Annotated in this window: 22 protein-coding genes (1 of these 22 only partly in view); 12 read left to right on the top strand and 10 right to left on the bottom strand. The window is 34.9% G+C overall.

Annotated features, from left to right (window positions below):
* Nucleotides 1-80 precede the first annotated feature (80 nt).
* Nucleotides 81-1,106: a vWA domain-containing protein gene (locus KORDIASMS9_RS21465; protein ID WP_114904821.1), complete on the top strand. Its 1,026-nt coding sequence runs from the start codon at nt 81-83 to the stop codon at nt 1,104-1,106.
* Here KORDIASMS9_RS21465 and ade read toward each other — a convergent pair.
* Nucleotides 1,103-2,722 (bottom strand): adenine deaminase, encoded by a 1,620-nt coding sequence (gene ade, locus KORDIASMS9_RS21460; RefSeq protein WP_114904820.1) that lies wholly within the window; start codon nt 2,720-2,722, stop codon nt 1,103-1,105. The genes KORDIASMS9_RS21465 and ade overlap by 4 nt on opposite strands.
* Before the next feature lie 97 nt (nt 2,723-2,819).
* On the opposite strand from ade, the gene KORDIASMS9_RS23535 reads away from it, so the two are divergent.
* Nucleotides 2,820-3,071, top strand: coding sequence for a hypothetical protein (locus KORDIASMS9_RS23535; RefSeq protein ID WP_162820102.1), 252 nt, complete (start codon nt 2,820-2,822; stop codon nt 3,069-3,071).
* A 66-nt stretch (nt 3,072-3,137) separates the two neighbouring features.
* Here KORDIASMS9_RS23535 and KORDIASMS9_RS21455 read toward each other — a convergent pair whose 3' ends face one another.
* Nucleotides 3,138-5,198: a dihydrofolate reductase gene (locus tag KORDIASMS9_RS21455; RefSeq protein ID WP_114904819.1), complete on the bottom strand. Its 2,061-nt coding sequence runs from the start codon at nt 5,196-5,198 to the stop codon at nt 3,138-3,140.
* A gap of 146 nt (nt 5,199-5,344) precedes the next feature.
* On the opposite strand from KORDIASMS9_RS21455, the gene KORDIASMS9_RS21450 reads away from it, so the two are divergent.
* Both KORDIASMS9_RS21450 and crcB read left to right on the top strand, forming a co-directional pair.
* Complete coding sequence (locus tag KORDIASMS9_RS21450) at nt 5,345-6,391, top strand: SRPBCC family protein (protein WP_114904818.1); 1,047 nt, start codon at nt 5,345-5,347, stop codon at nt 6,389-6,391.
* A 115-nt stretch (nt 6,392-6,506) separates the two neighbouring features.
* Nucleotides 6,507-6,878 carry a fluoride efflux transporter CrcB gene (crcB, locus tag KORDIASMS9_RS21445; protein WP_114904817.1) on the top strand — a complete coding sequence of 124 codons (372 nt, stop codon included), beginning with the start codon at nt 6,507-6,509 and terminating at the stop codon, nt 6,876-6,878.
* Here crcB and KORDIASMS9_RS21440 read toward each other — a convergent pair.
* Nucleotides 6,875-7,480 carry a DUF1684 domain-containing protein gene (locus KORDIASMS9_RS21440; RefSeq protein WP_114904816.1) on the bottom strand — a complete coding sequence of 202 codons (606 nt, stop codon included), beginning with the start codon at nt 7,478-7,480 and terminating at the stop codon, nt 6,875-6,877. The genes crcB and KORDIASMS9_RS21440 overlap by 4 nt on opposite strands.
* 208 nt (nt 7,481-7,688) lie before the next feature.
* On the opposite strand from KORDIASMS9_RS21440, the gene KORDIASMS9_RS21435 reads away from it, so the two are divergent.
* From KORDIASMS9_RS21435 to KORDIASMS9_RS21425, 3 genes are all read left to right on the top strand, one after another.
* Nucleotides 7,689-9,173, top strand: coding sequence for a tail fiber domain-containing protein (locus tag KORDIASMS9_RS21435; RefSeq protein ID WP_114904815.1), 1,485 nt, complete (start codon nt 7,689-7,691; stop codon nt 9,171-9,173).
* A gap of 174 nt (nt 9,174-9,347) precedes the next feature.
* Entirely contained in the window at nt 9,348-10,832 is a 1,485-nt protein-coding gene (locus tag KORDIASMS9_RS21430; RefSeq protein WP_162820101.1) for a tail fiber domain-containing protein, read from the top strand.
* Nucleotides 10,833-10,995: 163 nt separating this feature from the next.
* Entirely contained in the window at nt 10,996-12,525 is a 1,530-nt protein-coding gene (locus KORDIASMS9_RS21425) for a tail fiber domain-containing protein (protein WP_114904813.1), read from the top strand.
* A 101-nt stretch (nt 12,526-12,626) separates the two neighbouring features.
* Here the strand turns inward: KORDIASMS9_RS21425 and KORDIASMS9_RS21420 are convergent, their stop codons facing one another.
* Complete coding sequence (locus KORDIASMS9_RS21420; protein WP_114904812.1) at nt 12,627-13,232, bottom strand: DUF1684 domain-containing protein; 606 nt, start codon at nt 13,230-13,232, stop codon at nt 12,627-12,629.
* A 326-nt stretch (nt 13,233-13,558) separates the two neighbouring features.
* Between KORDIASMS9_RS21420 and KORDIASMS9_RS21415 the strand changes: the two genes are divergently transcribed.
* Entirely contained in the window at nt 13,559-14,770 is a 1,212-nt protein-coding gene (locus tag KORDIASMS9_RS21415) for an MFS transporter (protein ID WP_114904811.1), read from the top strand.
* Nucleotides 14,771-15,098: 328 nt separating this feature from the next.
* On the opposite strand, the gene KORDIASMS9_RS21410 is transcribed toward KORDIASMS9_RS21415, so the two are convergent.
* Complete coding sequence (locus tag KORDIASMS9_RS21410; protein WP_114904810.1) at nt 15,099-16,310, bottom strand: hypothetical protein; 1,212 nt, start codon at nt 16,308-16,310, stop codon at nt 15,099-15,101.
* Between the two features lie 89 nt (nt 16,311-16,399).
* On the opposite strand from KORDIASMS9_RS21410, the gene KORDIASMS9_RS21405 reads away from it, so the two are divergent.
* Entirely contained in the window at nt 16,400-17,278 is an 879-nt protein-coding gene (locus KORDIASMS9_RS21405) for a PPK2 family polyphosphate kinase (protein WP_114904809.1), read from the top strand.
* A 16-nt stretch (nt 17,279-17,294) separates the two neighbouring features.
* Complete coding sequence (locus KORDIASMS9_RS21400) at nt 17,295-18,686, top strand: M20/M25/M40 family metallo-hydrolase (RefSeq protein ID WP_114904808.1); 1,392 nt, start codon at nt 17,295-17,297, stop codon at nt 18,684-18,686.
* Between the two features lie 73 nt (nt 18,687-18,759).
* Here the strand turns inward: KORDIASMS9_RS21400 and KORDIASMS9_RS21395 are convergent, their stop codons facing one another.
* From KORDIASMS9_RS21395 to KORDIASMS9_RS21380, 5 genes are all read right to left on the bottom strand, one after another.
* Entirely contained in the window at nt 18,760-18,963 is a 204-nt protein-coding gene (locus KORDIASMS9_RS21395) for a hypothetical protein (protein WP_114904807.1), read from the bottom strand.
* A gap of 124 nt (nt 18,964-19,087) precedes the next feature.
* On the bottom strand, nt 19,088-19,294 hold the full coding sequence (locus KORDIASMS9_RS21390; protein WP_114904806.1) for a hypothetical protein: 207 nt from the start codon (nt 19,292-19,294) through the stop codon (nt 19,088-19,090).
* A gap of 97 nt (nt 19,295-19,391) precedes the next feature.
* Nucleotides 19,392-19,565 carry a hypothetical protein gene (locus tag KORDIASMS9_RS23530; protein WP_162820100.1) on the bottom strand — a complete coding sequence of 58 codons (174 nt, stop codon included), beginning with the start codon at nt 19,563-19,565 and terminating at the stop codon, nt 19,392-19,394.
* A gap of 231 nt (nt 19,566-19,796) precedes the next feature.
* Nucleotides 19,797-21,518 carry a helix-turn-helix domain-containing protein gene (locus KORDIASMS9_RS21385; RefSeq protein WP_114904805.1) on the bottom strand — a complete coding sequence of 574 codons (1,722 nt, stop codon included), beginning with the start codon at nt 21,516-21,518 and terminating at the stop codon, nt 19,797-19,799.
* A gap of 136 nt (nt 21,519-21,654) precedes the next feature.
* Nucleotides 21,655-22,743 carry a M42 family metallopeptidase gene (locus KORDIASMS9_RS21380; protein WP_114904804.1) on the bottom strand — a complete coding sequence of 363 codons (1,089 nt, stop codon included), beginning with the start codon at nt 22,741-22,743 and terminating at the stop codon, nt 21,655-21,657.
* Nucleotides 22,744-22,854: 111 nt separating this feature from the next.
* On the opposite strand from KORDIASMS9_RS21380, the gene KORDIASMS9_RS21375 reads away from it, so the two are divergent.
* On the top strand, nt 22,855-23,529 hold the full coding sequence (locus tag KORDIASMS9_RS21375; RefSeq protein WP_114904803.1) for a DUF4294 domain-containing protein: 675 nt from the start codon (nt 22,855-22,857) through the stop codon (nt 23,527-23,529).
* Between the two features lie 191 nt (nt 23,530-23,720).
* On the top strand, nt 23,721-25,008 hold the 5' portion of the coding sequence (gene nhaA / locus KORDIASMS9_RS21370; protein ID WP_205318016.1) for a Na+/H+ antiporter NhaA. The gene runs 44 nt beyond the window's last position; 1,288 of the gene's 1,332 nt are visible here — the first part of the coding sequence; its start codon is at nt 23,721-23,723; the stop codon falls past the right edge of the window.

Here is a 25,008-nt window from a genome sequence, read left to right as displayed (position 1 = left end):
AAGGTCACATCACGACTTTTTTAAATAGACTACGTAAGGAAAAGCAACACTACTTTCACAAGCTAAAAAACAGAAAAACAATGAAAAAACTCTCACTTCTTGTATGTGTGCTGGGATTGCTATGTAGTTGCAGCAGTAATGATGATAATGACACGCCACCAGGCTATTCCATCGAAATTAAAAATATTGAAACCTTAGTCGATGAAAGTAAAATAAAAGTATCTTTCAAACTTACGGATGCCAATAATGTCGGTATCGCAAATCAGACAGATAGCGATTTCAATCTGTATGAACGCGCTGTAAATGCTGGAGAAACAGAACAACTCATTGATCCCGCAGAAGCACCACGACTCATTGTGCCAAATCCTCAAAATTACCGTTATGCCACGATGATTGTGATGGATGTAAGCGGAAGTGTCATTGATGAAATTGACAACATAAAAAGTGCCGCAACACTCTATGTTTCTAACTTATTTAGTGAAATAAATAGCGGCGCTTTGGAAGTTGCGATCTACTATTTTGATGGAAGAGAACAATTGCAAGAACTCATAGATTTCTCTTCATCTAGCCAAGATATAATTACTGCAATTAGCGGAATGAGTCAAGCATTACAAGAAGATAGGTCTACCAATTTATATGGAGCAGTTGTGCAAAGTTGTAACCGAATGCAAGCTAAAAAAATAGAAATTCAAAACGACGCCAATACTAATATTTGGTCGTCTTCGATCGTGTTTTTCTCTGATGGGAAAAATCAAGACTTTTTTAGCAATAGAAGCGATATGAACGCAAGCATTAATGCCACAACCTTCAATACAGGCTTTTACGTCATTGGCGCAGGAAGTGATATAGACACCAGCGTAATTTCAGATATCGGTCGCAATGGGCAATTCTTAATTGACAACTATTCTCAACTAAACACAGGACTCAACAATGTGTTGGATGCAATAAAAGGAGAAGCCAATAGCAATTACGAACTTGAAATTTGTACTGCCAAAAGTGGTACGGAAGTCGTATTTAGGTTAGCATCTGTAGGAACGCCCACAAATGGAGGCACAGGAACGTACGATACCAACAACTTTACAGGCAATAATTGCACAATCAATTAAACTTCCAGCGAAGTAAAGGCAAAAGTAGTCCCGTTGAACAATCCTTGATCACTCAGTTTTAACGACGGGATTACTAACAATGCCATAAACGACAAAGTCATGTACGGCGCACGCAACGAACTTCCCATAGCTTTGGCAAGTTTGTCCAATTCCGCATACGCTTTGCCAATGTCCCAACCCGATTTGTCACTCATAATTCCCGCAACAGGCAACGAAACTACTTTTTCAACGGCGTCAGAAACGGCGCAAATGCCACCTTTATTTGCAATCAACAAATTCACGGCTTTGCAAATAGCTTCATCCGAAACGCCCACAGCAATAATATTATGCGAATCATGTCCTACGGAAGAAGCAATGGCACCTTCTTTCAAACCGAAATTTTTAATAAAAGCCATCGCAGGCGCATCATTTTGGTAGCGATTCACCACAGTCATTTTTAACACATCTTTGGCAACGTTTGATACTAAATTGCCATCTTTTACCAAATTATCTACAATCAATTCGTTAGTTACTAATTCACCATCGAGTGCTTCAATAACGCGAATCTCACTTTTCGTGGCTTTGAGCTGAAAATCAAGCACACTTTTTGGAGATGTATCAAAATTATTCAGTACTTCAAACGGCACGCTGTCTATGTGTGTCGTTCCGTTAGAAGCAACTCGGATGCCGTCAATATAGGTTTCTAAAACGTTAAAATTGGTCAAATCTTCCAACACTGCAAAATCGGCAAAATCACCAATTCGTAACTGACCAACGTCCAAACTATAATGTTTTACAGGATTCATACAGGCAACCTGCAACACTTTAAACAAATCATTTCCTTTCGCAACGGCACGCGCGCACAAAGCATTCACATGACTCACCAACAAATCATCTGGATGTTTATCGTCTGAACAAAACATCATTTCATTATAATGTGCATCCAACAACGGAATTAGTGCTTCAAAATTCTTCGCGGCACTTCCTTCTCGAATAATCACTTTCATGCCTTTTTGTAACTTTTCCAACGCTTCCTCATACGTAAAACACTCGTGATCGGTGGAAATTCCTGCAGAAATATACTTCGTAACATCATCGCCACGCAATCCTGGCGCATGTCCGTCAATTGGTTTCTTAAAATGTTTTGCCCAAGCAATCTTTTTCAGCACTTCAGCATCATCAAACAACACACCTGGATAATTCATCATTTCTGCCAAATACTTAATCTCTGGCATGGCGAGCAATTCTTTAATTCCTTCCGAATCAATCACAGCACCTGCCGATTCAAAACTCGTAGCTGGCACGCACGATGGCGCGCCAAAATTGAACTTAAACGGTACTTTTTTGCCGTTTTCAATCATAAATGTTACACCAGCTTTTCCCAACACATTGGCAATTTCGTGCGGATCGGAAACCGTGGCAACCGTTCCGTGCAACACAGCCAAACGCGCAAACTCCGAAGGGACTAACATCGAACTTTCAATATGAATATGCGCATCCACAAAACCAGGAATAATATAAGTTTCTACGTCGTGATCTTTTTCAATGATATTGATAATTTTTTCGCCTTCTACATAAATTTCGCCTTTATAAATTCTTTTATTGGGAATGTCTACGATGTTTCCTTGTATGGTCATTAGAAAAATAGTTAAATGTAAAATCTTACAATAATAAGTTTTTACTTACGTTAATGAAATACTATTAACGAAAGTAAAATTTTTAAACGATTAAATTATGAAAAAAAAGAATTTATCAAAATTGAGGCTGAAAAAGAATGTTGTTTCTGATTTGAGTAGTATGCGAAGTACAATTGGAGGAAGAGAAAAATCTATACATGAAACAAATTGTAATTTGTGCCCGCCAAATTCAGCAGCATGCCAATCAGAAAACAACGATTGTCCATCGGAAAATAATTGTACACCTGAACCTACAAAGCCACAAACTTGCGGATTACTTTGTTCCCTAAATGTTGCATGCTACATTTAGCTTTTACGCAAAAAGACCTTTCAAATTAAAAATTGAAAGGTCTTTTTTTATTATTTGATATCTATTTTAGTTCTTATCAGTTAAGAAACTATAATTCTTACTATAGTATAACATTTGGTTGTCAAATGCTGCAGGTTGCATAATTTTGATAGCTTTGATTTCGTCAGAAGTTGCGTCCATATCTGGAACCAATACAGGATTTACAAAACCTCCATTTGGATTTGCTTTAAATTGCTCATTACGTTTCAATACTTCTGCATGAATCGCTTGATCTACTTTAATTCCGTAACCTTCTACCAAGGCTTTTGCCGCTTCAAAGTCACCTTCAGATTTGATACGTTGTGTTTCACGTAACAACTGACCAAATAGCTCACGTAATTTTACATAATCTTTAATATTAAAGTATGTTTTTCCATCGCGTGTTACTTTTTCAATCACGTTATCTTTTGCACCTTTTTCAAAAACCCAAGCAGAAACCCATTGTCTGTTCACCATGTGATCTTCTTCCACATCGTCACCTAATTTTAAACGAACCAATTGTGTCATCAACCCATTTCGGATATAACCATCGTAGGCAGCTTTTCCAACACCTTCTGTATCTTCCACCAATCCTAGTTCTTTGAGTTTTGGATCCATTAAATAGTACAATCCCACCAAATCTGCGCGTCCTTCTTCCATCGTAGATGCATAGTTTTTCAAGGTTTCTTTAGGTTGTCCAATTCCGTCATTAATTTGTCCAGAAGCATGACCAATCACTTCATGCAGTGAAGTATGTAATTTGTCTGCTAATTTTCCATACTTTAACTCTAATTGCAATTCTTCATCATCGTGAACAAATTCTTTCAATCTTCCAGAACCACCATTTTGTCCGTAGGCATTGATAATATTTGCTAATGAAACAGATTTTGAACCATGCTTTTGACGAATCCAGTTGTTGTTTGGTAAGTTGACGCCAATTGGTGTTTTTGGCGAGGCATCACCAGCTTCACCAGCGACATTAATTGATTTGTATGAAACTCCTACGACATCTTTCTTTTTGTGACTGTCTATTAAAGGAGAATTGTCTTCAAACCATTGTGCATTTTCAGATAAAACGGTCATTTTTTTAGACATGTCAACATCTTTTACCTGTACAATGGTTTCGTATGAACCTCTGTATCCTTTTGGATCGTTATATACTTCAATAAATCCGTTGATCCAGTCAATATTTCCTTCCGTTGAGGTTGCCCAAGAAATACAATATTTGTCCCAAGTATCTAAACTTCCTGTTTTGTAATACTCGATCAACAAACCTAAAGTTTCTGCTTGTTTTTCATTTTCAGCTACACCTTTTGCTTTTTCCAACCAATAGATGATTTTGTCAATTGCTTCACCATACATACCACCAGACTTCCATACTTTTTCAATCAGTTTTCCGTTTTCACGAACCAACTTAGAGTTTAATCCAGCCTCAATCGGTTGTCCTTTTGGTCCTTTGTAAGCAGTTTTGTAAAATTCTTCTACGTCAGCATTCGTAATATCGGGACCGTAAAAATTCACAGCTGAAACCAATACATTATCAACGCCCGCTTTTTTATTGACCTTTTTTGTGTCTTTATCATTAAAAATCACCTCAAAAGCTTCTCCAGTGAGTTCCGTGTTTGTATCAGCTAATAAACTTTTTAAATAGTCCTTTGAAAATTCAGGAGTTAATTTATCATTTGAGTTATGATGATGAATTCCATTAGAAACCCAAACCATTTTTAAATACTCATCAAATGCTTTCCAATCATCCGTAGTTTTATCTCCACTATAATTTACATACACATTTTCTAACGCTTTACGAATAGTCAAATTATGTCGATAATTTTGATCCCACATAATATCTCGTCCAGAAAGTCCCGCTTGTGTTAAATAGTAAACAAGTTTCTTTTCTTTCAGGGTTAAATCATTAAATCCAGGAATTTCATATCTTAAAATATCTACATCCCCAAATTCTTCTACCTTGAACTCCATTTTTCCATTCTCGGCTACTTCTATAAATTGTGGTTCATACGGATCTACTTTGGCTTCTTCTTTTGTGTTCTTTGCACAAGAAAATAGCATTCCAGCGGCTAAAACTAATCCTACAATTGATTTTAATTTCATTTCTTTATTTTTAGTGTTTTTAGGAATTCATAAAAAAGGGAATTTCTTTTTTATGAAATCTCTATCCTTTTGCCACAAATGTAATCAATTCACGAAAACATTAAAAATTTGTACATTAGCAATACTAACTAATACACCGAAACGAGATGAAAATTTTAAAGTATGTACTATTATTGCTGCTTGTAGTCCTAGTTGCAGGCGCAATATATGTAGCCACAAGACCTGACAGTTTTGAGGTAACGAGAAGCAAAGTAATGAAAGCACCAGCGGCGGTAATTTTTAACAATGTAAGCGATTTTAAAAATTGGGAAGCTTGGAATCCTTGGATGGAAAAAGACACAACGATCAAAGCAAGCTATCCTGAACAAACCGCAGGAATTGGCGGTTCATACAGTTGGGACGGGAAAGATGGAAAAGGAAGTATGAAGAATATTGCGATGGTAGCAAATCAATCGTTAGAACAAGAACTGAAGTTTGAAGATTACGATCCAAATACGGTCACGTGGAAGCTAGAAGAAGTTGAAGAAGGTACGAAAGTAACGTGGACCATGAAAGGTGAAAAACTGCCTTTTATGTTCAAAGCATTTGCTGCATTTAGTGGCGGAATGGACAAAATGGTCGGACCAGATTATGCAAAAGGACTCGAAAACTTGGATAAAGTCATTGCAGAAAACATGAAAAAAAATCCACCGCAAGCAACTTTCCGATTAGGCGAAATAACGCAAGGAGAAATCGCTGGAAAACAATTTGTAGGTTTTTATCAAAAAACAACCACAGATGTTGCCATGGAAGAAATGACAAAATTATTTACGGAATTTATGCCAAAAGCAGGCATGTATGGAGCAACGCATAAACTCGATTATACGCCAGGTTCCTTATATACGAAATGGGATGAAGAAACGAAAGAAGCGGAATTTTATATAGGTTTGTTGGTACATTCTACAGACAAACTTCCAGCATTAGAAGGCTTGACGATTATGGATGCACCAACTGGAAAAATTGTTAAAATATCCAAATTTGGACCGTATGGAGTAGGCGATATGGAAGCGCATGGTAAAATTGCGGAGTTTATGGGCAAACATAAATTAGTTCCTACGGGAATCGTTTGGGAACTCTATGAAAATGATCCTATGGAAGTAAAACCAGCAGACATTCAAACAGATATATATTATGCAGTAAAAGCTGCTGAATAGATTAATACAAACCTTATATTTTATAAGATTGTCTAAAATGTATCCAAATGGAGTACTTTTAGACAATCTTTTTATGTGTAAATTGGTATAATTTCTTGATTCTAAAATAAAACAGATGAAACAACTCTTATTAGTTTTCCTTGGCGGCGGATTTGGAAGTGCAATGCGTTTTTTATTGGGAAAATATTTGAATAGTTCTGCCACAGGAATTCCCTATGGAACCTTTGCAGCGAACATTTTAGGGAGTTTACTAATCGGAATCATCTTAGGAGTAGCCGCTAAAAATGAAGCGATCAACGATCAATATACCTTATTACTCGCCACAGGATTTTGTGGTGGTTTTACAACATTTTCCACATTTGCGTACGAAAATCACGTTTTTTTAAAGTCGGGCGACTTTATGACGTTCTTCTTGTACACTATTGCAAGTTTTATCATTGGATTTGCAGCCGTCTTTTTAGGAATATTTTTGGTGAAATATGTCTAATGTTTATCAAACGATTTTACACCAGCTTTTATCTCTGTTTGTAAAAAGTTTACCCTTGGCGGGATAGGACACGAATAGGTATCATTGTATGCACAATATGGATTGTACGCTTTATTAAAATCAATTTGAATCAGATTGCCTAATGGAATTTCCAGATCAATGTAGCGTCCGCCACCGTACGAAGCAAAGCCATTCGTTTCATCCGTAAACGGCAAAAACAGGTGATTCTTATATTTTTCAGTTTTCATCAAGTCCTGATTGCGGTAGACTTCCAATGAAAACTCTTTCCCTTTCAAAGTAAAAGTCAGAATGCCAAAGCGTCTATATTTTGAAGTTTTCTCTTTGGTTGCTGGCATGGTAAACACAGGCGAATTGGGCGTTGTTTCTAACATAGCGTTCACTCTATACGAATTATCTACTGGGAAAAAATCCAAGGCTTCAAACGTTTTTAAATCTTTGGCTTTCAGCGGAGATTTAGAAGCATCTTTAAAATCGGCATTTAGTTCTTGCTGAAATTCGGTTTCGCCAATGACTGCCGGTCGTTTTTTAGCACAACTTATTTGTAATAGCACAACAAAAAGAATTAGGAAACTTTTTTTCATCAGGAATGATTATAATTTTGATTAAACAATCATGTAAGTATATGTGAGATCAAAAATACGATTTGTCATTCACAAAGTAAAAACTTTTGGTTGAATCTCTAAAAAACTGAATGTAAGTTATTTATAGCTAAAAAATTACGGGTTTACCGTAATTTTGTTTAACTTTTTAAAGCTATATTTAAACATAATTAACCAAAAATTTAAATTTATGAAAAAAGTTACATTACTTATTATGTTATTTTCATGTGCATTAATCTTTGCACAAAATGAATCATCAGGCGGTATCGCTACTACGATTACAACTCCTAGTCCAATCTCAGGAGAAACGTTCAGATTTGGTCCTGGTATTGTCACACAGTTAGATTCGGGAAGTGGCTTTGGATTTACAAATGATCGATGGTTTTCAATGGGAAGATTATTTACAGGAAGTCAAAATGTATATGGATTGCGTTTTCAGTTGCCAAACAGAGCAATTACCTTGGGATATCAAGATTTAAATGATACAAATCCAAGAATTCAATGGATTGGTGCTTCTTCTTTTTCTGGAACCGATTTAGAATTTAGAGCCGCCAATAGTTTTACTTCTACAAGTTCTACTCTTGTCGCAACCATGACCAATGACGGAAAGACCTTTTTTGGGAAGCCATTTACTAGTACAGGTTCATCCACAAGAGTAGGTGTGGACTACACGGATATATCCAGTGGAAGTCGTACAGGAGTTGAAGTACAAAACACATCGGGTTCCAGTGGATCCGCTACAGGATTCAGATCTGTCAATAATGTATCATGCTATGTAAAAACAGGACTTTCGATTTCAAGTTCTGGTGGCGCGTATGGTGATACTGGTGTAAGTGTGAGTCTAAGAGATGGGTTTTACAGTTCAGGTGTAAGTGCATTTGTAACGGCTAATGGTGGATATACGTATGGAGTTAGTGGAAGAATTACACTTCCTTCAGGAGTAACTTCCAATAGTTTTGGCGCAGGAATCTATGGAAATTCGGCAGCAGTTACGAATCGTTTTGCAGGGTATTTTGATGGAAATGTAACGGTGAACGGAATGTTTACCTCTTCTGATAAAAAATTAAAAAAAGAAATTGAAACAGAAGAAAATGTACTCGAGAAAGTTATGGAATTGGATGCTGTAACGTATAAGTTTAAAGCAAACGACCAGTTAAATCTTCCACAAGAATTGCAACACGGTTTCATTGCGCAAAATATAGAAGAAGTATTCCCAGAATTGGTGACTACGATCAAAAAGCCGATTATTGACAAAGACAATAAAATGACAGGTGAGTACGAATATAAAGCGGTAAATTACATCGGATTGATCTCCGTATTGACATCAAGTATTCAAGAATTGAACGAAAAAGTAGCTACTTTAGAAAATGAGAAAAGAGAAAATGCTTCTAAAGAAAACTTACTTGAAGAAGTGGAAGGTGCAACTTTTTCCATGGAACAAAATGTGCCAAATCCGTTCAATAGTAGAGCGACGATTCGGTATACTTTGCCAGAGAATGCAAAAGCAAACATTACTATTTTCGATATGACAGGAAAGTATATCCGTGAGTACGATCTGTCGAATGCAAAAGGGCAACTCGTTATTAGTTCAGATGAAATTGGAAAAGGAATGTTTTTATACAGTTTAATTTCTGGTGGCGAAATCATCATGACGAAGAAAATGATTGTGAAATAAATCACGCTTCAAAATTTAAAAAAGACAGCAATTCATAGCAATATGAGTTGCTGTTTTTTGTTTCTAAAAAAAATGTTAACACGTATTTATACTATAAATTTGTAAGGTGTAACATTATTCTTACGCAGGTTTTTGGAATTAATTTTAAACATTATAAATCAAACATTTAAAATTATGAAAAAAATTATGTTACCTATCGTGTTATTTTTTGCAGCATTCACATTTGCGCAAAATCAATCAAATGGTGCTGTGGCATCATCAATTACAAGTCCAGCAACAGGCGAAATATTTAGATTTGGTCCAGGGTTGGTTACACAACTAGATTCAGGATTTGGTTTTGGATTTACGAATGATCGCTGGTTTTCCTTAGGTCGATTCAATGCTGGAAGTCAAAATGTATACGGATTACGATTTCAGTTACCCAACCGATCCATTTTGATGGGATATCAAGATATCAACGATACAAATCCAAGAATTCAATGGATTCGTGATGGTTTTTCTACTGATACAGATTTGGAATTTAGAGTGTCCAATAGTTTTACGTCTACGAGTTCAACGTTGGTAGCAACGATGACAAATGATGGAACCACATTTTTTGGAAATCCCTTAGGAATTACAAATACGAAAGTAGGAATTGATTATACGGATATTTCAAGTTCTACGCGTTCAGGAATCACTGTGGAAAATAAAGCGGGAACAAGTGGTACTTCTACAGGAGTTAGTGTCATAAACAATGCAGGCGGATATGCTATGCGTGGTATTGATATCAACCAAAGTGGAAGTACATTTGCAAGTACAGGAATCAATATAAGAATGAACAATTCAGCTGCTATTTATAGTGGAATTGATGCGTTTGTGAATCAGGTGAGTTCTGCAAGTAGCACTGGAAGTACATTTGGTGTTCGTGGAGAAATTACTAGCAGTGTTCCTATCTCCACATTTGGAGCAGGTATTTATGGAAGCGCCACAGGGACAAATCCAAACTGGTATGCAGGCTATTTTAATGGAAACGTTTTTACAACGGGAATGTATTTATCTTCTGATAAAAAATTAAAAGAACAAGTTGAAACAGAAGAAAATGTATTAGAGAAAATCATGGAGTTGAATGCGGTAACGTATATGTATAAAGAAAATGATCAGTTAAACTTACCAGCAGCATTACAACACGGATTTATTGCACAAGACATAGAAGAAGTGTTCCCAGAATTGGTAACCACGATCAAAAAGCCAATATTTGATAAAGAAAATAATATAGAAGGCGAGTACGAATACAAAGCGGTAAATTACATCGGATTGATCTCCGTACTAACCTCAAGTATTCAAGAATTAAACGAAAAAGTAGCTAGGTTAGAAAATGAAAAGAACGAACGAAATGTTTCGGAAGATGTAGATTCACTAGATGAAGCTGATTTTTCTATGGAGCAAAACATTCCAAATCCGTTCAATAACAGCGCGACGATTCGATATACCTTGCCAGAGAATGTAAAAGCAAACATTACTATTTTTGACATGGCTGGGAAGTATATCAGAGAATATGATCTTTCAAATACAAAAGGGCAATTGGTAATCAACTCCAATGAAATTGGAAAAGGAATGTTTTTATACAGTTTAATTTCTGGTGGCGAAATTATCATGACGAAGAAAATGATTGTGAAGTAAAAAATATTCAAATCAACAACTCATGAAATAGCAGCAATCAGTATGTATATTGATTGCTGTTTTTTTTGTATTTAAAGATACTCCGCACTTCCTAATAAGTTTTTAGTTTATTTTTTGTAAGAATTTTTTTGTAAATTAAAAGAATTAACCAAAAATTAAACTCATGAAAAAAATTATGTTAGTACTAGCATTGTTTTTTGCCGCCATTACTTTTGGGCAAAATCAATCGTCAGGATTTGTACAATCCTCAATTTTTAATCCAATTCCACAACAATTTAGTGGTGGAGAAATTTTCAGATTCCAGCCAGGATTGGTCACACAATTAGATGCAGGTTTTGGTTTTGGATTTACAAACGACCGATGGTTTTCGATTGGTAGATTGAATACAGGAAGTCAAAATGTGTACGGATTGCGTTTTCAATTGCCAAACAGAGCTATCACAATGGGATACCAAGACATTAACGATACAAATCCAAGAATTCAATGGATTGGAGCTTCGTCTTTTTCAGGAACCGATTTAGAATTTAGAGCAGCCAATAGTTTTACATCAACAAGTTCCACGCTTGTAGCAACGATGACCAATGAAGGTAATACTTTTTTTGGATCACCATTTTCAATAACTAATGCTAAAGTGGGAATCAATTACACTCCAAGTAATAGTTTTTCAAACTCATATCCAATAGGTCTGATTTTAGAAAATACAACTGCTACAAGTGGAATTGCTACAGGAATTAAATCCGTTAACAATTCTGGAGGTTATGGAATGCGCGGTGTAGAAATTATTCATAGTGGAAATGTGTATGAAAGTACAGGTGTAAATATACGATTGGACAATGCTGCAGGTATTTTAAGAGGTGTCACTGCATCTGTAACTAAAAACACAACAGGTGGAAGTTCTGATAGTACTTACGGCGTCCGTGGGTTTATTTCTAGTAACAGTACTGTAAGTAGTTTTGGTGCAGCAATTTATGGAAGTTCTCCTACTACAAATTCCAATTGGTATGCAGGGTATTTTGATGGAGATGTTGTTGTCAACGGAATGTTTACATCTTCTGATAAAAAATTAAAAGAGCAAATCGAAACAGAAGAAAATGTACTAGAGAAAATTATGGAATTGAATGCGGTAACGTATAAGTTTAAAGAAAACGACCAATTAAACTTGCCAGAAGAGTTGCAGCATGGTTTTATTGCACAAAATATTGAAGAGATTTTTCCAGAATTGGTGACGACTATCAGAAAGCCTATCATGGACAAAGAAAATAAAGTGACAGGTGCGTACGAATACAAAGCGGTAAATTATACAGGATTGATTTCAATTTTAACCTCAAGTATTCAAGAATTAACTTCAACTACTCAAGAATTGAAAGAAAAAGTTGCTGCTTTAGAAAATGAAAAAAACGAACGAAATGCTTCGGAAGATGGAGATTTACTAGATGAAGCTGATTTTTCTATGGAGCAAAACATTCCAAATCCGTTCAATAACAGCGCGACGATTCGATATACCTTGCCAGAGAATGCAAAAGCAAACATTACTATTTTTGACATGACTGGGAAGTATATCCGTGAGTACGATCTGTCGAATGCAAAAGGACAATTGGTAATCAACTCCAATGAAATCGGAAAAGGAATGTTTTTATACAGCCTAATTTCTAGTGGCAAAATTATCATGACGAAGAAAATGATTGTAAAATAAATCACATTGTATAATTTAAAAAACGACAGCAACTCATAGCGATACGAGTTGCTGTTTTTTATGTTTGTAAACCTGCTTGCTTTTTTTATTTAATTAGAAGGCTAATGCTTGTCAAAAACTTTTACACCAGCATTAATTTCTGTCTTTAAAAAGTTCACCCTTGGCGGGATCGGACACGAATACCGATCACTATACGCACAATATGGATTGTAAGCTTTGTTAAAATCTATCTCAATGGTATCTCCTTCCGGAATTTCTAAATCAATATAACGTCCACCGCCGTAACTCTCAAATCCATTAGTTTCATCTGTAAATGGTAAAAAGAGGTGGTTTTTATATTCTTCTTGTTTCATTAATGATTGATTTTGATATATTTCTAATGAAAATTCTTTTCCATTCAACATAAAACTCGCAATTCCGTAACGTCTATATTCAGGTTTTCTCTCTGTAGAAGTAGGCATTTTAAAAATAGGTGAATTTGGCGTTTTTTTAAACGTTGCTTTCACTTTGAATGTATCATTAACAGGGAAAAAATCTAATCCTTTAAACGTTTTTAAATCTTTTGCTTTTAGAGGAGAAGTAGACACATCTTTGTATTTTATGTTCAATTCTTTTTGAAACTCAGTTTCTCCAGGTATTTCTTTTTTTTCTTGCGAATAGCCATAGCTTGTTAGTAAAACGCATAGAATCAGGCAGATGTTTTTCATCAGTAGTAAAAAGTTTGGTTATAAGATTATAATAATGTCAGTGCTCCAAAAATACAATTTGTAGCCAAAAAAATGAAAGTTTTTGACTACCGTATCTTTTTTTTATGTAGTTTTGAATCAAATAAACGAAAAAATGACAAGTACCACAGTAAATAAGTATGTGCAAAGATTTTCTTGGATAAGGAGTCGGGACGCTTATGTATTGTGTTGATATAATTAAAATATATACCAATTTGTAAAGTCCGACTTCACCAGTCGGACTTTTTTTATGCCATAAAATCCCAAATCAAAAAAACGAAACAAACAACCACCAAAAACGAACAGTTATGAAAAAAATGTACACTAACTACATTGCTTCATTCAAAGGATTATCAAAAGAAATATGGTTTCTTTCCATCATCTCATTAGTGAACAGAGCAGGAACGATGGTGATTCCGTTTTTGTCGTTATATCTTAAAAAGGATATGGGACTTACTGAAACAGATATCGGCTCTATTTTTGCCTTTTTCGGTATTGGTTCAGTGATTGGATCATGGTTAGGAGGAAAATTAACAGACATCTTCGGATTTTACAAAATAATGATTATAAGCCTTTTCTTAACAGGATTGTGCTTTATCTCATTACAATATATCCATTCATTTTGGGGATTTTGTATAGGTATTTTAGTGACCATGTCTATTGCAGATACATTTAGACCCGCAATTTTTGTAGCTATAAAAGCCTATAGTACACCCGATAATCAAACAAGATCTGTTGGCTTAGTTCGACTCGCTATAAACGCTGGTATGGGAATTGGTCCAACGTTGGCAGGACTCATTATAGTAATGAAGGGATATGGATTATTATTTTGGATTGATGGCTTAACCTGTATTACAGCCATATTACTATTCAGCTATTTAGTAAAAGATCAAAAAGTACGACCATCAGAAATACGTAGTCAGCAAGAAAACTTAGATAAAAATGCTGTATACAAAGACTTTTCTTTCTGGATTCACTTTTTCATTTGTTTCCTTTTTGGAATGGCATTTTTTCAGTTATTCACAACAATACCCTTATACTATGATAAAATATTTCATCTTGATGAATTTAAAATTGGAATTCTTCTATTTTTGAATGTAGCCATCATTGTAGTTTTTGAAATGCCGCTTCTTAATTACTTAGAAAAACAAAAGATTCCTTTTACGAAGTACATTACAATGTCTTGTGTTTTACTGGCATTGAGTTTTTTGGTGTTGTATCAAAACTTCTGGATTGGAATTTTAATTGTAAGTATGATACTTATGACTTTAAGTGAAATGTTAGGTTTTCCTTATACGAACAGGTTTGCCCTTACTAGAGCTAAAGAAGGACTTGAAGGAAGTTACATGGCGATGTATGCGATGGCATTTTCAATAGCACATATCTTTAGTCCAAAAATAGGATTGGAAATCGTGGATAAATTTGGCTACCAAATCAATTGGTTAGTAACAGGAATGTATGGCGTAATTGGTATTTTATTAGCCATTTGGCTGCATAAAAGAATTCAAAAAGGACTTTGATGATGTTCAATTTGAAAACTCGCTTCAAAGAAAACACGAATTTCATTTAGAAACAGATTGCCACGTTGCTACGCTTCTCGCAAAGACGTATCCAACATATCTAAAATCAAAGTGATGTTTGTACTTGCAATTTATGATTTGATCATTTGATGATGTTTTAATTTGAAAATTCCTTTCAAAGAAAACATGAATTTCATTTAGAAACAGATTGCTACGTTGCTACGCTTCTCGCAAAGACGTATCCAACATATCTAAAATCTACCAGCGAAGCGTGTCTAAGAAATTTCCGCCTGTGTGGTAACAAGTCTAACAGCGTCAGCGATCTACATTAAATCCCAAACTTCACACTCACACCAGTTTGCAAATCAGGATTATTATTTACAGTAAAATCTTGTTGAATGTAAAACGAAGTTGAAATTTTTCGTGTAAAGGTGTATGCCAACGTCCAATAGTCATTATTTTTATACAAATGCCGCGTTCCGTGTCCCCAAGAATTTGTGGCATCATCATCGCGGACATAAATATTATACGCGTCTTCATCTTTTTGTTGTAAACTCGTTTGTGCATAATAATTCAAGCCGAAAGAATGATAGGTTTTTCCTTTCGAGATAAACGTATATTCTGCATTCACTTCAAAACTTCCGATAAAATCATTCGTTCCAAAATCGAAATTATCATCTTGAAACTCCACAGCATTCTTCCGAAGTACATTTGCTCCCAAACCAAATAACATAAAATTACGGTCGTTGAGGTCAAACTGCTTTACACCTGCAGCAGAAGCGCCAACATCCATAGACATGTTGTACTTTGAAAGATTTGTTCCCACATGGGCGCCCAAATTAAAATAAATCTTCTTTTCGTTCAAAAACGTAGGATAGTAATAATAATGTGTTTCAATTCCAGCAGTTAAAAAATCGCCATTGCCCAAATCAAAACTTCTGCCATTACGATCAGTATATAAAAATTTGGCTCTGTCCAATCCAAAAACACGTCTATCAAAAGGATCATCGCCGCCAGCAACATTGTCATGAAAAAATTCAATAAAACGATCGGCTGTCAACGTTGACAACGGAAGCTTTCCATTGGTCAACACAAAAGCTCTAAAACCAACAATTAGTTCTTGATTTTTCGTGGTCGGAATCGTCAAATTACCGCGCAATCCTTTAATAACACCATCCGTTTCAATCTCAAAATAGCCAGCATCAATCTGTGTTTCATCAATAAAATATTGTCTGCTAAACCATTCTCGCGTACTCATTTGGCGTTGCAATGCTGGATCGTTTGGAATATACGTTTTCACATTTGGTCCCCAAACATTTCCACTTTCCAGTGCAATATCAATCTCCATTCGGCACGAAGCTTTCAACTTAAAATTATGATCCAATCGAGAAATAAAAATCCCAAAAGGATTGGTAGACAGAATACTAGGTTTAGAAATTCCGTTTTTGCTAAAGGCTGGAATTGAATCTTGATCGCTTTGCGCGAAGAGGGAAAAGTTTAGGCAAAAAAAGAAAATCAATACCAAATTTTGTTGTTTCATAATGCAATACAGATAATTTGTGACGGCTAAACTACAAAAAAAGTGATGGACAATCCGTATATTTAGCCTTCAAAGAAAAATACCAATGTATGAAGCATTTTGATAAAAACACTTTCAAAGTAACGAAGCCAGTAAAACTAAAGAAAATAAAAACCAGTTTTAATCTTGGAGAATCTAAAAGAGAAATCAAAAAAGAGCTAGAAGAGGTTCGAGAAGCTTTGGGAGAACTGCAAGATACCATGTATGCGCATGGAAAATATGGTGTATTAATATGTTTGCAGGGAATGGATTCTGCGGGGAAAGATAGCTTGATTAGAGAAGTTTTCAAAGATTTCAACTCCCGTGGAGTCGTAGTACACAGTTTTAAAGTGCCTACGGAATTGGAATTGCGTCACGATTATTTGTGGCGTCATTATATTGCCTTACCAGAAAGAGGAAAGTTTTCTATCTTTAATAGAACACACTATGAAAATGTATTGGTAACACGTGTACATCCACAATATATTTTGGGTGAAAATATACCTTCAGTCACTTCTATAAAAGATGTAAACGATGATTTTTGGGCGAAACGCTTTGAGCAAATCAACAACTTTGAAAAACATATTTCCGAAAACGGAACGATTATTTTTAAGTTTTTCTTGAATGTTTCTAAAGATGAACAAAAAAACAGATTGCTCCGTCGTTTAGACCTCAAAGAAAAAAACTGGAAATTCTCTCCAAGCGATTTAAAAGAGCGTAGACTTTGGAACAAATATCAAGAATGTTATCAAGATGCGATCAATAAAACCAGCAAGTCACATGCGCCTTGGTATACCATTCCATCAGATGATAAACCCACAGCGCGATTGATTGTTGCTAAAATTATTTACGATACACTCAAAGAATATACAGACATTCAACCACCAGCATTGGACGAAAAAATTCAAAAAAATCTAGAATTATACAAAAAAGAACTAAAATCAGAATAAAACAAAACAACCTACAATGAAGAAACTTTCTTTACTAGTATGTATAGCTTGCGCGATTGGTTTCGCACAAAATTCAGATGAGAAGCAAGTAAAAAATATATATTCAACCTCATTACTTGACGGACAAAGTTATGCATGGTTAGATCATCTCTCTAATAAAATTGGTGGACGCCTTTCAGGATCTGAAAATGCAGCAAAAGCAGTACAATATACCAAAGCAGAACTAGAAAATTTAGGATTAGACAAGGTGTGGTTGCAAGAAGTAATGGTGCCAAAATGGGAACGCGGAAAAGCTGAAGAAGCATATATTGTGGATGGAAACAATAAAATACAAGTGCCAATTTGTGCACTTGGCGGTTCGGTAGCAACCAAAAATGGCGGCATTGAAGCGGAAGTCATTGAAGTCAAAAATTTTGAAGATTTAAAATTGCTTGGGAAAGAAAAAATAGAAGGAAAAATTGTGTTTTATAATCGCCCGATGCAAGCAGATTTAATCAGTACGTTTGAAGCCTACGGCGGTTGTGTAGACCAACGCTATGCTGGAGCCAAAGAAGCAATTCAATACGGAGCCGTTGGTGTGGTAGTACGTTCTATGAATTTACGCTTAGACGATTATCCGCATACCGGAGCTATGAGTTACGGCGATATTGCAGTTTCAGATCGAATTCCTGCGGCGGCAATTAGCACAAAAGGAGCTGAATTATTGAGCAAACAACTCAAATCGAATTCGAAGACAAAATTTATGTTCTCACAACATTGCAAACAATACGAAGACGTGTTGTCACACAATGTCATTGGAGAAATCAAAGGAAGCGAGTTTCCAAATGAAATTATCATTGTTGGCGGACATTTAGATTCTTGGGATTTAGGCGATGGTTCTCACGATGACGGTGCAGGTGTCGTACAAAGTATGGATGTAGTACGTTTGCTTAAAAAAACCGGATATCAACCAAAACGTACCATCAGAGTCGTATTATTTATGAACGAAGAAAATGGCTTGCGTGGCGGACGTAAATATGCAGAAGTTGCCAAAGAAAAAGGGGAGAAGCACATCTTTGCTTTAGAAAGTGATGCAGGTGGTTTTACGCCAAGAGGTTTCTCGTTTGACTGTTCTGAAGAAAACTTTGCACAAGTTCAAGGTTGGCGACAACTCTTCAAACCCTATCTTATTCATTACTTTGAAAAAGGCGGAAGCGGCGCAGATATCGGGCCTTTAAAAGATGATCAAATTGTGTTGGCAGGCTTGCGCCCAGATTCACAACGCTACTTTGATCACCATCATGCATCCAATGATACTTTTGATGCAGTCAACAAACGCGAACTCGAATTAGGCGCAGCAACCATGACTTCGTTAGTATATTTATTTGACAAATACGGAATCAAAACTAGTCAAAAGATCAAAAGATAACATCTCAAAATATCATAAAAAAAAGCGACATCATATTACATATAATGTCGCTTTTCTACTTTTCAGATTTTTACTATTCCTCACAGATACCTATGAATGAAATACCGCCTCCGCAATCATCTGAACACTCAGTTCGTGTACAATTCCATGCGGTTTGAATAGGTGAACATCCATCAGTACAACCAGTGGTGAACTTTCCCCCAACAATTTGTTCTCCGTTTAGGTTTGAAATTAACTTCTTGTTAAGCTTCAATCCTTTTAGATTTCTTTTTTTCATGATTATGGTTTTAATGTGTTAGATATTAAAGTTATGAAAAGTTTATCACTATAAAAAAATAGTATTCTTACGATTTATGAATCATAAGGTTAAATTTATAAATTTTGAATACATACAATCGAGTTTAGCAGATATAAGTAGCGCCACCACCACAATCGCCTGTACAATTTCCTCTGGAGCAATTCCAAGCAGTTTGAAAAGGAGTACAACCATCTGTACAACCGTTGGTTACATTTCGTATACCGTCATCTCCTCCAGTAATTACATCTTCATTTAAGTTTGAAACGGATTTTTTGTTTAATTCCAGACCTTTAATGTTCTTTTTTTTCATAATAAATTGGTTTTAGTGTTATGTATAATTGAATTGATTTTGCGCGTATGAATTATGGCAACGTTGGTTCGTTACAATAGGTCAAACTCATATTTTGTTAACAAGCTCGTGAGCACCAGTGACATGTTTTCCAACAGGTAAAATCATCACAATCACAATTTGTTCCTTCTACATCAAGTGGTACGTCTATGCCACCATTGAGTTTTTGAATGCTAAATGCTGAAATGGATTTCTTGTTCAAAGACAAGTTTTTCAAATTTTGTTTTTTCATAATACATGTTTTAATGTGATACAATTTTAGAGTAGTTGTAACACTAATTTGCATTTCAAATGTAGGAGTGTTGTATGCAATAAAACAATTGAAGTTTGGTCAATTTTATAAAATTGACTGTATATTATTTTGTGTAAAAAACTGTTTTTAAGCATTTTAATTTGGAATGCTGATGTGCTGAGGTAACATGCTATTTAAAGAATGAAAAGAAGCATAACAAGCGAAAAGTGACTAGCGATCATTCCGTTTGAGTTCGTTTATATATTGTGAAGGCTTTACTTTTAATAACTTTTTGAAATTCGTATTAAACGATCCAATACTTTTGTAACCAGCTTCTTTAGCGAGTGCTTCTATGGTATAGTTTCGTAGCTGTTTTTGCTCTTTCAATCGTTGAACAATACTTTGTATTCTAAGTCTGTTGCTATATTCCGAAAACGTCAAATTCAAATAATTGTTGACGGTTTGTGACAAATAACTTGAATTGGTATTTAGTTTTTTTGCGGCAAAAGCCAATGTGTAATTGGGTTGTAAAAACAATTGTTCTTTTTCTAGTTTTTTAAGTTTTTCAATAAGTTTAAGCGCATTTTCATCCGTTAAAGAGTTGGAAGTTTTAGAGGTATGTTGCTTTGTGACATCTTGCTGCAACTGAGCAATCCTTAAATGAAGTTGGCTCATATTTCTTTTATTTCGCCTTTTTACTTTAAAAAAGCACGTAATAAGTGTAGCTATCAGCACAAGTGAAATAAGGAGTAAATACAAATACACATACTTTTGTTTTTTTTGATGTTGATAATTTTCACGGAAAACGCTGACTTCTTTTTCTCTCTTTTCATATTCTATTAAAGTGTTCATGGAAATATCAGACGCATTTTTTGTTTCCAAATGTTCTTTTATTTTCTTGGCATAAGAGTTAGCATATTGAAGCGCTTTTTGTGGTTGTTCAGTGTGCTCATAAATTTTAAACAAATAAAAATGGCACAATGCTTCAAAATCTATAAGTTGATACTCAGTCCAAACTTCATCATTAATTTGTTGGAGGAAAGTCGCTGCTGCTGGCTTCCAGTTTTTTAAAAAATAATCACATTCGGCAATAACAAAAAGAACCTGTGCTACTCTTTTATTGCGTTTTCGTTCTTTATAGACTTTTAGAACTTCTTCATAATGTTGTTTGGCAACTTTATAATCATTCCTATAAAAATTAATGTCTCCATACAGTGTAGATATGTTAACATCATAATAAGAAATTTGATGTTTTTTTGCATACTTTTTGGCTACATCGGTATAATGTTGTGTAGAATCTAAGTAAGATTCATACTTTTTATCATTCAATTTATAGATATACACATTCATATTCCTATGCGCTAAATGAATTGATTCTTTCAGATATTCTTTTTGTAAACTAGTATCTGTCAAATAATTGGGCGCATTTTTAATCTTATCTAAGCATGCTTTGCTTATTTCAATAGCTTTTAAAAGTTTATCAGATAAAGAATAAAGTCTCCCTAATGCAGATTGCAGTTTGATTTCCAATAAAGGAGAACAATTTCCGCCACAAGAATTTATAGTGTTGTTCATAATATGTATGGCAGTTTCTAATTCTTGACTTTCTAAATATCGCAAACTTTGAAAGTAGAAAATATATCCTTCAATTTCAGTTTTATGTTCATCAACCAGCGCTAATTGGTGTATGGCTTTAGTAAAGAACGTATCTGCCAAATCAAAATTCGCGCGCAAAACATATACATACGCTTTTCCTGCAAAACCGAAGGCTTTTTTGTCACTTTCTGGGGCATTTATTAATTGATCACAAAGCACTATGGCATCATCAGGATTTTTTAAATAGATATTATTGTATTCAGTAATATAGGAAGTAGTATTATTTTGAGAATAGGAGAATATGGTAAAGAATAGTAAAATAAAAATACTATTTCTATGTAGATAAAAACTGTTCAATGGGTAAAGTCTAAGTATTATTTTTTTAGAAAGATACTAAAATAAGTACATGTAAAAACCTCTTTCTGTAAATGCAACAAAAAGAGGTTTTTATATAAGTTAGTGAAGAGCTATGCATGCTCTTTAAAAGATGATGCTAGTCAAAATAACTAAACGTTTCTCCTTCTTTAATAGTCAATAACGTTTCATAAATCAAACGAATTACATTCTCTACATCATTCTTATGTACAGTTTCAACCGTAGTGTGCATATAACGCAGTGGCAATGAAATCAACGCCGATGGAACGCCACCATTACTGTAGGCAAAAGCATCTGTATCAGTTCCTGTTGAACGGCTAGAAGCCATACGTTGGAAAGGAATTCCTTTCTTCTCAGCAGTTTTTATGATGCGTTCGCGCAATCTATTTTGAACCGCAGGCGCATACGAAATCACAGGTCCGTCGCCCATTTTTGTTTCTCCTTGTGTTTTCTTGTTAATCATTGGTGTGGTCGTATCATGACAAACATCCGTTACAATGGCAACATTTGGTTTAATTGTTTGTGTAATCATTTCAGCACCGCGCAACCCAATTTCTTCTTGGACAGAATTTGTAATGTACAAACCAAAAGGTAATTCCACTTTATTCTCATGTAACAAGCGCGCTACTTCTGCAATCATAAATCCACCAGCTCTATTATCAATAGCTCTGCATACAAACTTATCCTTATTCAACACATGAAACTCGTCTGGATACGTAATTACGCAACCTACATGTACGCCTAAGGCTTCCACTTCTTTCTTCGTGGAACAACCAACATCAATAAAAATATTATCTAACTTTGGCGGCTCTTCTTTGGCTCTATTTCTTGTGTGAATTGCTGGCCAGCCAAAAACGCCTTTTACAATTCCTTTATTTGTGTGAATATTTACCCATTTCGAAGGTGCAATTTGATGATCGCTTCCTCCATTTCGAATCACATACAGCAATCCATTATCAGTAATATAATTTACATACCACGAAATTTCGTCTGCATGTCCTTCAATCACAACTTTATATTTTGCTTTCGGATTAATAACGCCGACAGCAGTCCCATAAGAATCTGTAATAAACTCATCAACGTAAGGTTTCAAATAATCCATCCAAATTTTCTGTCCATTCCATTCATATCCAGTTGGAGCTGCATTATTCAAATATTTTTCTAAAAAAGTCAATGACTTTTTATTGATAATTTTCTTTTTTGCCATAAAATTTAATTTAATTCGAACGAAAATAACAATATTAAAACAGATATAATAGTTATAACAGAATGAATTATTACTTTTGATATAAAATTTGGTAAAATTTTAAAAACCTACATGAAAAAGATAAGTTTTATCATATTATTCATATCATTTGTATGTCAAGCCCAAATCAGTTCGCAAGACAGTACAAAACTAAAACCGTTCATAATAAAAGGCGATTCTATCTCGCGTACTTCTATTGAATTGGACCAGGTGATCGTATTCAATAAATTAAAATTTACTTCTAAAGAAGAGCGCATTCGTTATCTCATCTTGCGCAGAAAAACACTCAAAGTATATCCATACGCAAAACTGGCAGCGGAACGTTTGGTAAAATTAAATGAACGATTAGAAAAAATAAAATCCAGATCACAGCGTAGAAAATATACAAGGCGGATTCAAAAATTCATAGAAGAAGAACTCACAGGCAAGTTAAAAAAGCTCACCAAAACGGAGGGACAAATATTAGTAAAACTAATTCACAGACAAACAGGTGAAACGGCATTCAAACTTGTAAAACGCTTGCGAAGTGGTTGGAAAGCTTTTTGGTACAATACAACAGCGAATTTATTTGACATTTCGCTCAAAAAAGAATTCAAACCAGCATCCAATCATGAAGATTATCTCATAGAGGACATTCTGCAACGCGCATTTAACAACAATCAACTTAAAAAACAACCATCAGCTTTGCCTTTCTCCTACATTGAGTTGACAGACAAATGGTCAACCGAAGCGCAAAAAAAAGGATAAACCCTAAATTAAAATTGGTATTATTTAGGAATCAAAAAAATCAACTTTTGTGTGAATTAGAGACTGCAAAATTTTATGTATATTACATCATTAATGAAGAATGACAACTTTTCTAATCATGACAAAAAATATGATGATAGTCAATTCATAGATAATTTTTCACAATTAAATAACACAATAATTACATAAAGTTGAGAGAAAGCGTAATCGACACACTTCTTGAAAATACCAAGATGCGGTTTTCAAATCCAGTTAGTAAAGGATTTCTTTTGATCGTAATGGTAGTTATAGCAATGGTATGGGCTAATTCGCCATATAAGGAAACGTATTTTCACTTTTTTGAAAAAAAATTCACAATTGGTTTTGAAAATTTTGCACTTACAGAATCATTACATGTTTGGATTAATGACGGACTCATGGCTGTCTTTTTCTTTACAATTGGACTTGAAATTAAACGAGAAATACTTGCAGGTGAATTGTCTACCATACGAAAAGCAAGCTTACCCATAGCAGGAGCAATAGGCGGTATGATCATACCAGCTTTATTATATTACATCATAAACTATAATACCGAAGCAGCTAGTGCTTGGGGTATACCAATGGCTACCGACATTGCTTTTACGTTAGGAGTAGTTGCTTTAGCAGGAAAAGCGATATCAAACAATGGAAAAGTACTATTGACAGCCTTAGCTACTGTAGATGATATCGGAGCAATACTGGTCATCGCTTTTTTCTTAACCCCAGAGATAGATATGGATAGCCTTATTGCTGGAACTATATATTTTGGTGTTATGATATTGGCAAATTATCTAAGAATAAGAAATATGTGGTTCTATCTCATTGTTGGAGTTTTAGGACTTTGGATTGCAATATTACTCTCTGGAATACATGCAACTTTAGCAGGCGTATTGATCGCTTTCACAATACCTGCCAGACGTAAAATAACGGAGAAAGAATACAAAAATGAATTGAGAGATTGGGCGGCTGATTTTGAAAACGTTAGCGGAGATGATGAAGACCTTTTAACTGAAAAGCAAGAAGAAATACTTCATAAAATTGTTTTGGAAACCAAAAGAGCAGGGACACCATTACAACGTGTAGAATTTTCGTTGGCACCAGTAGTGAACTTTATCATATTACCGCTTTTTGCACTAGCAAATTCAGGTGTTGAAATAACAGAGGACTTCTATACCATGCTATTACATCCTGTAAGTATTGGTATTATCTGCGGATTAGTTCTTGGAAAGCTTATAGGGATTTCTATATTATCTCGCTTAATGGTATTTACAAACCTTGGGAAACTATCAGAAGGTGTAAGTTGGAGTAGTATTTACGGAATGGCAATGATGGCAGGTATTGGTTTTACAATGTCTCTCTTTATTGCAGAACTTGCATTAAAAGATGAATATTTGTTAAACACAGCCAAAATAGGAATTCTAGTTGCTTCATTAGTATCTGCCCTACTAGGTTTGATATGGT

This window comes from Kordia sp. SMS9, from assembly GCF_003352465.1.
GTDB lineage: Bacteria > Bacteroidota > Bacteroidia > Flavobacteriales > Flavobacteriaceae > Kordia.
Note: the sequence above shows the minus strand (reverse complement) of the source record. Positions and strands in the feature narration are given on the sequence as shown.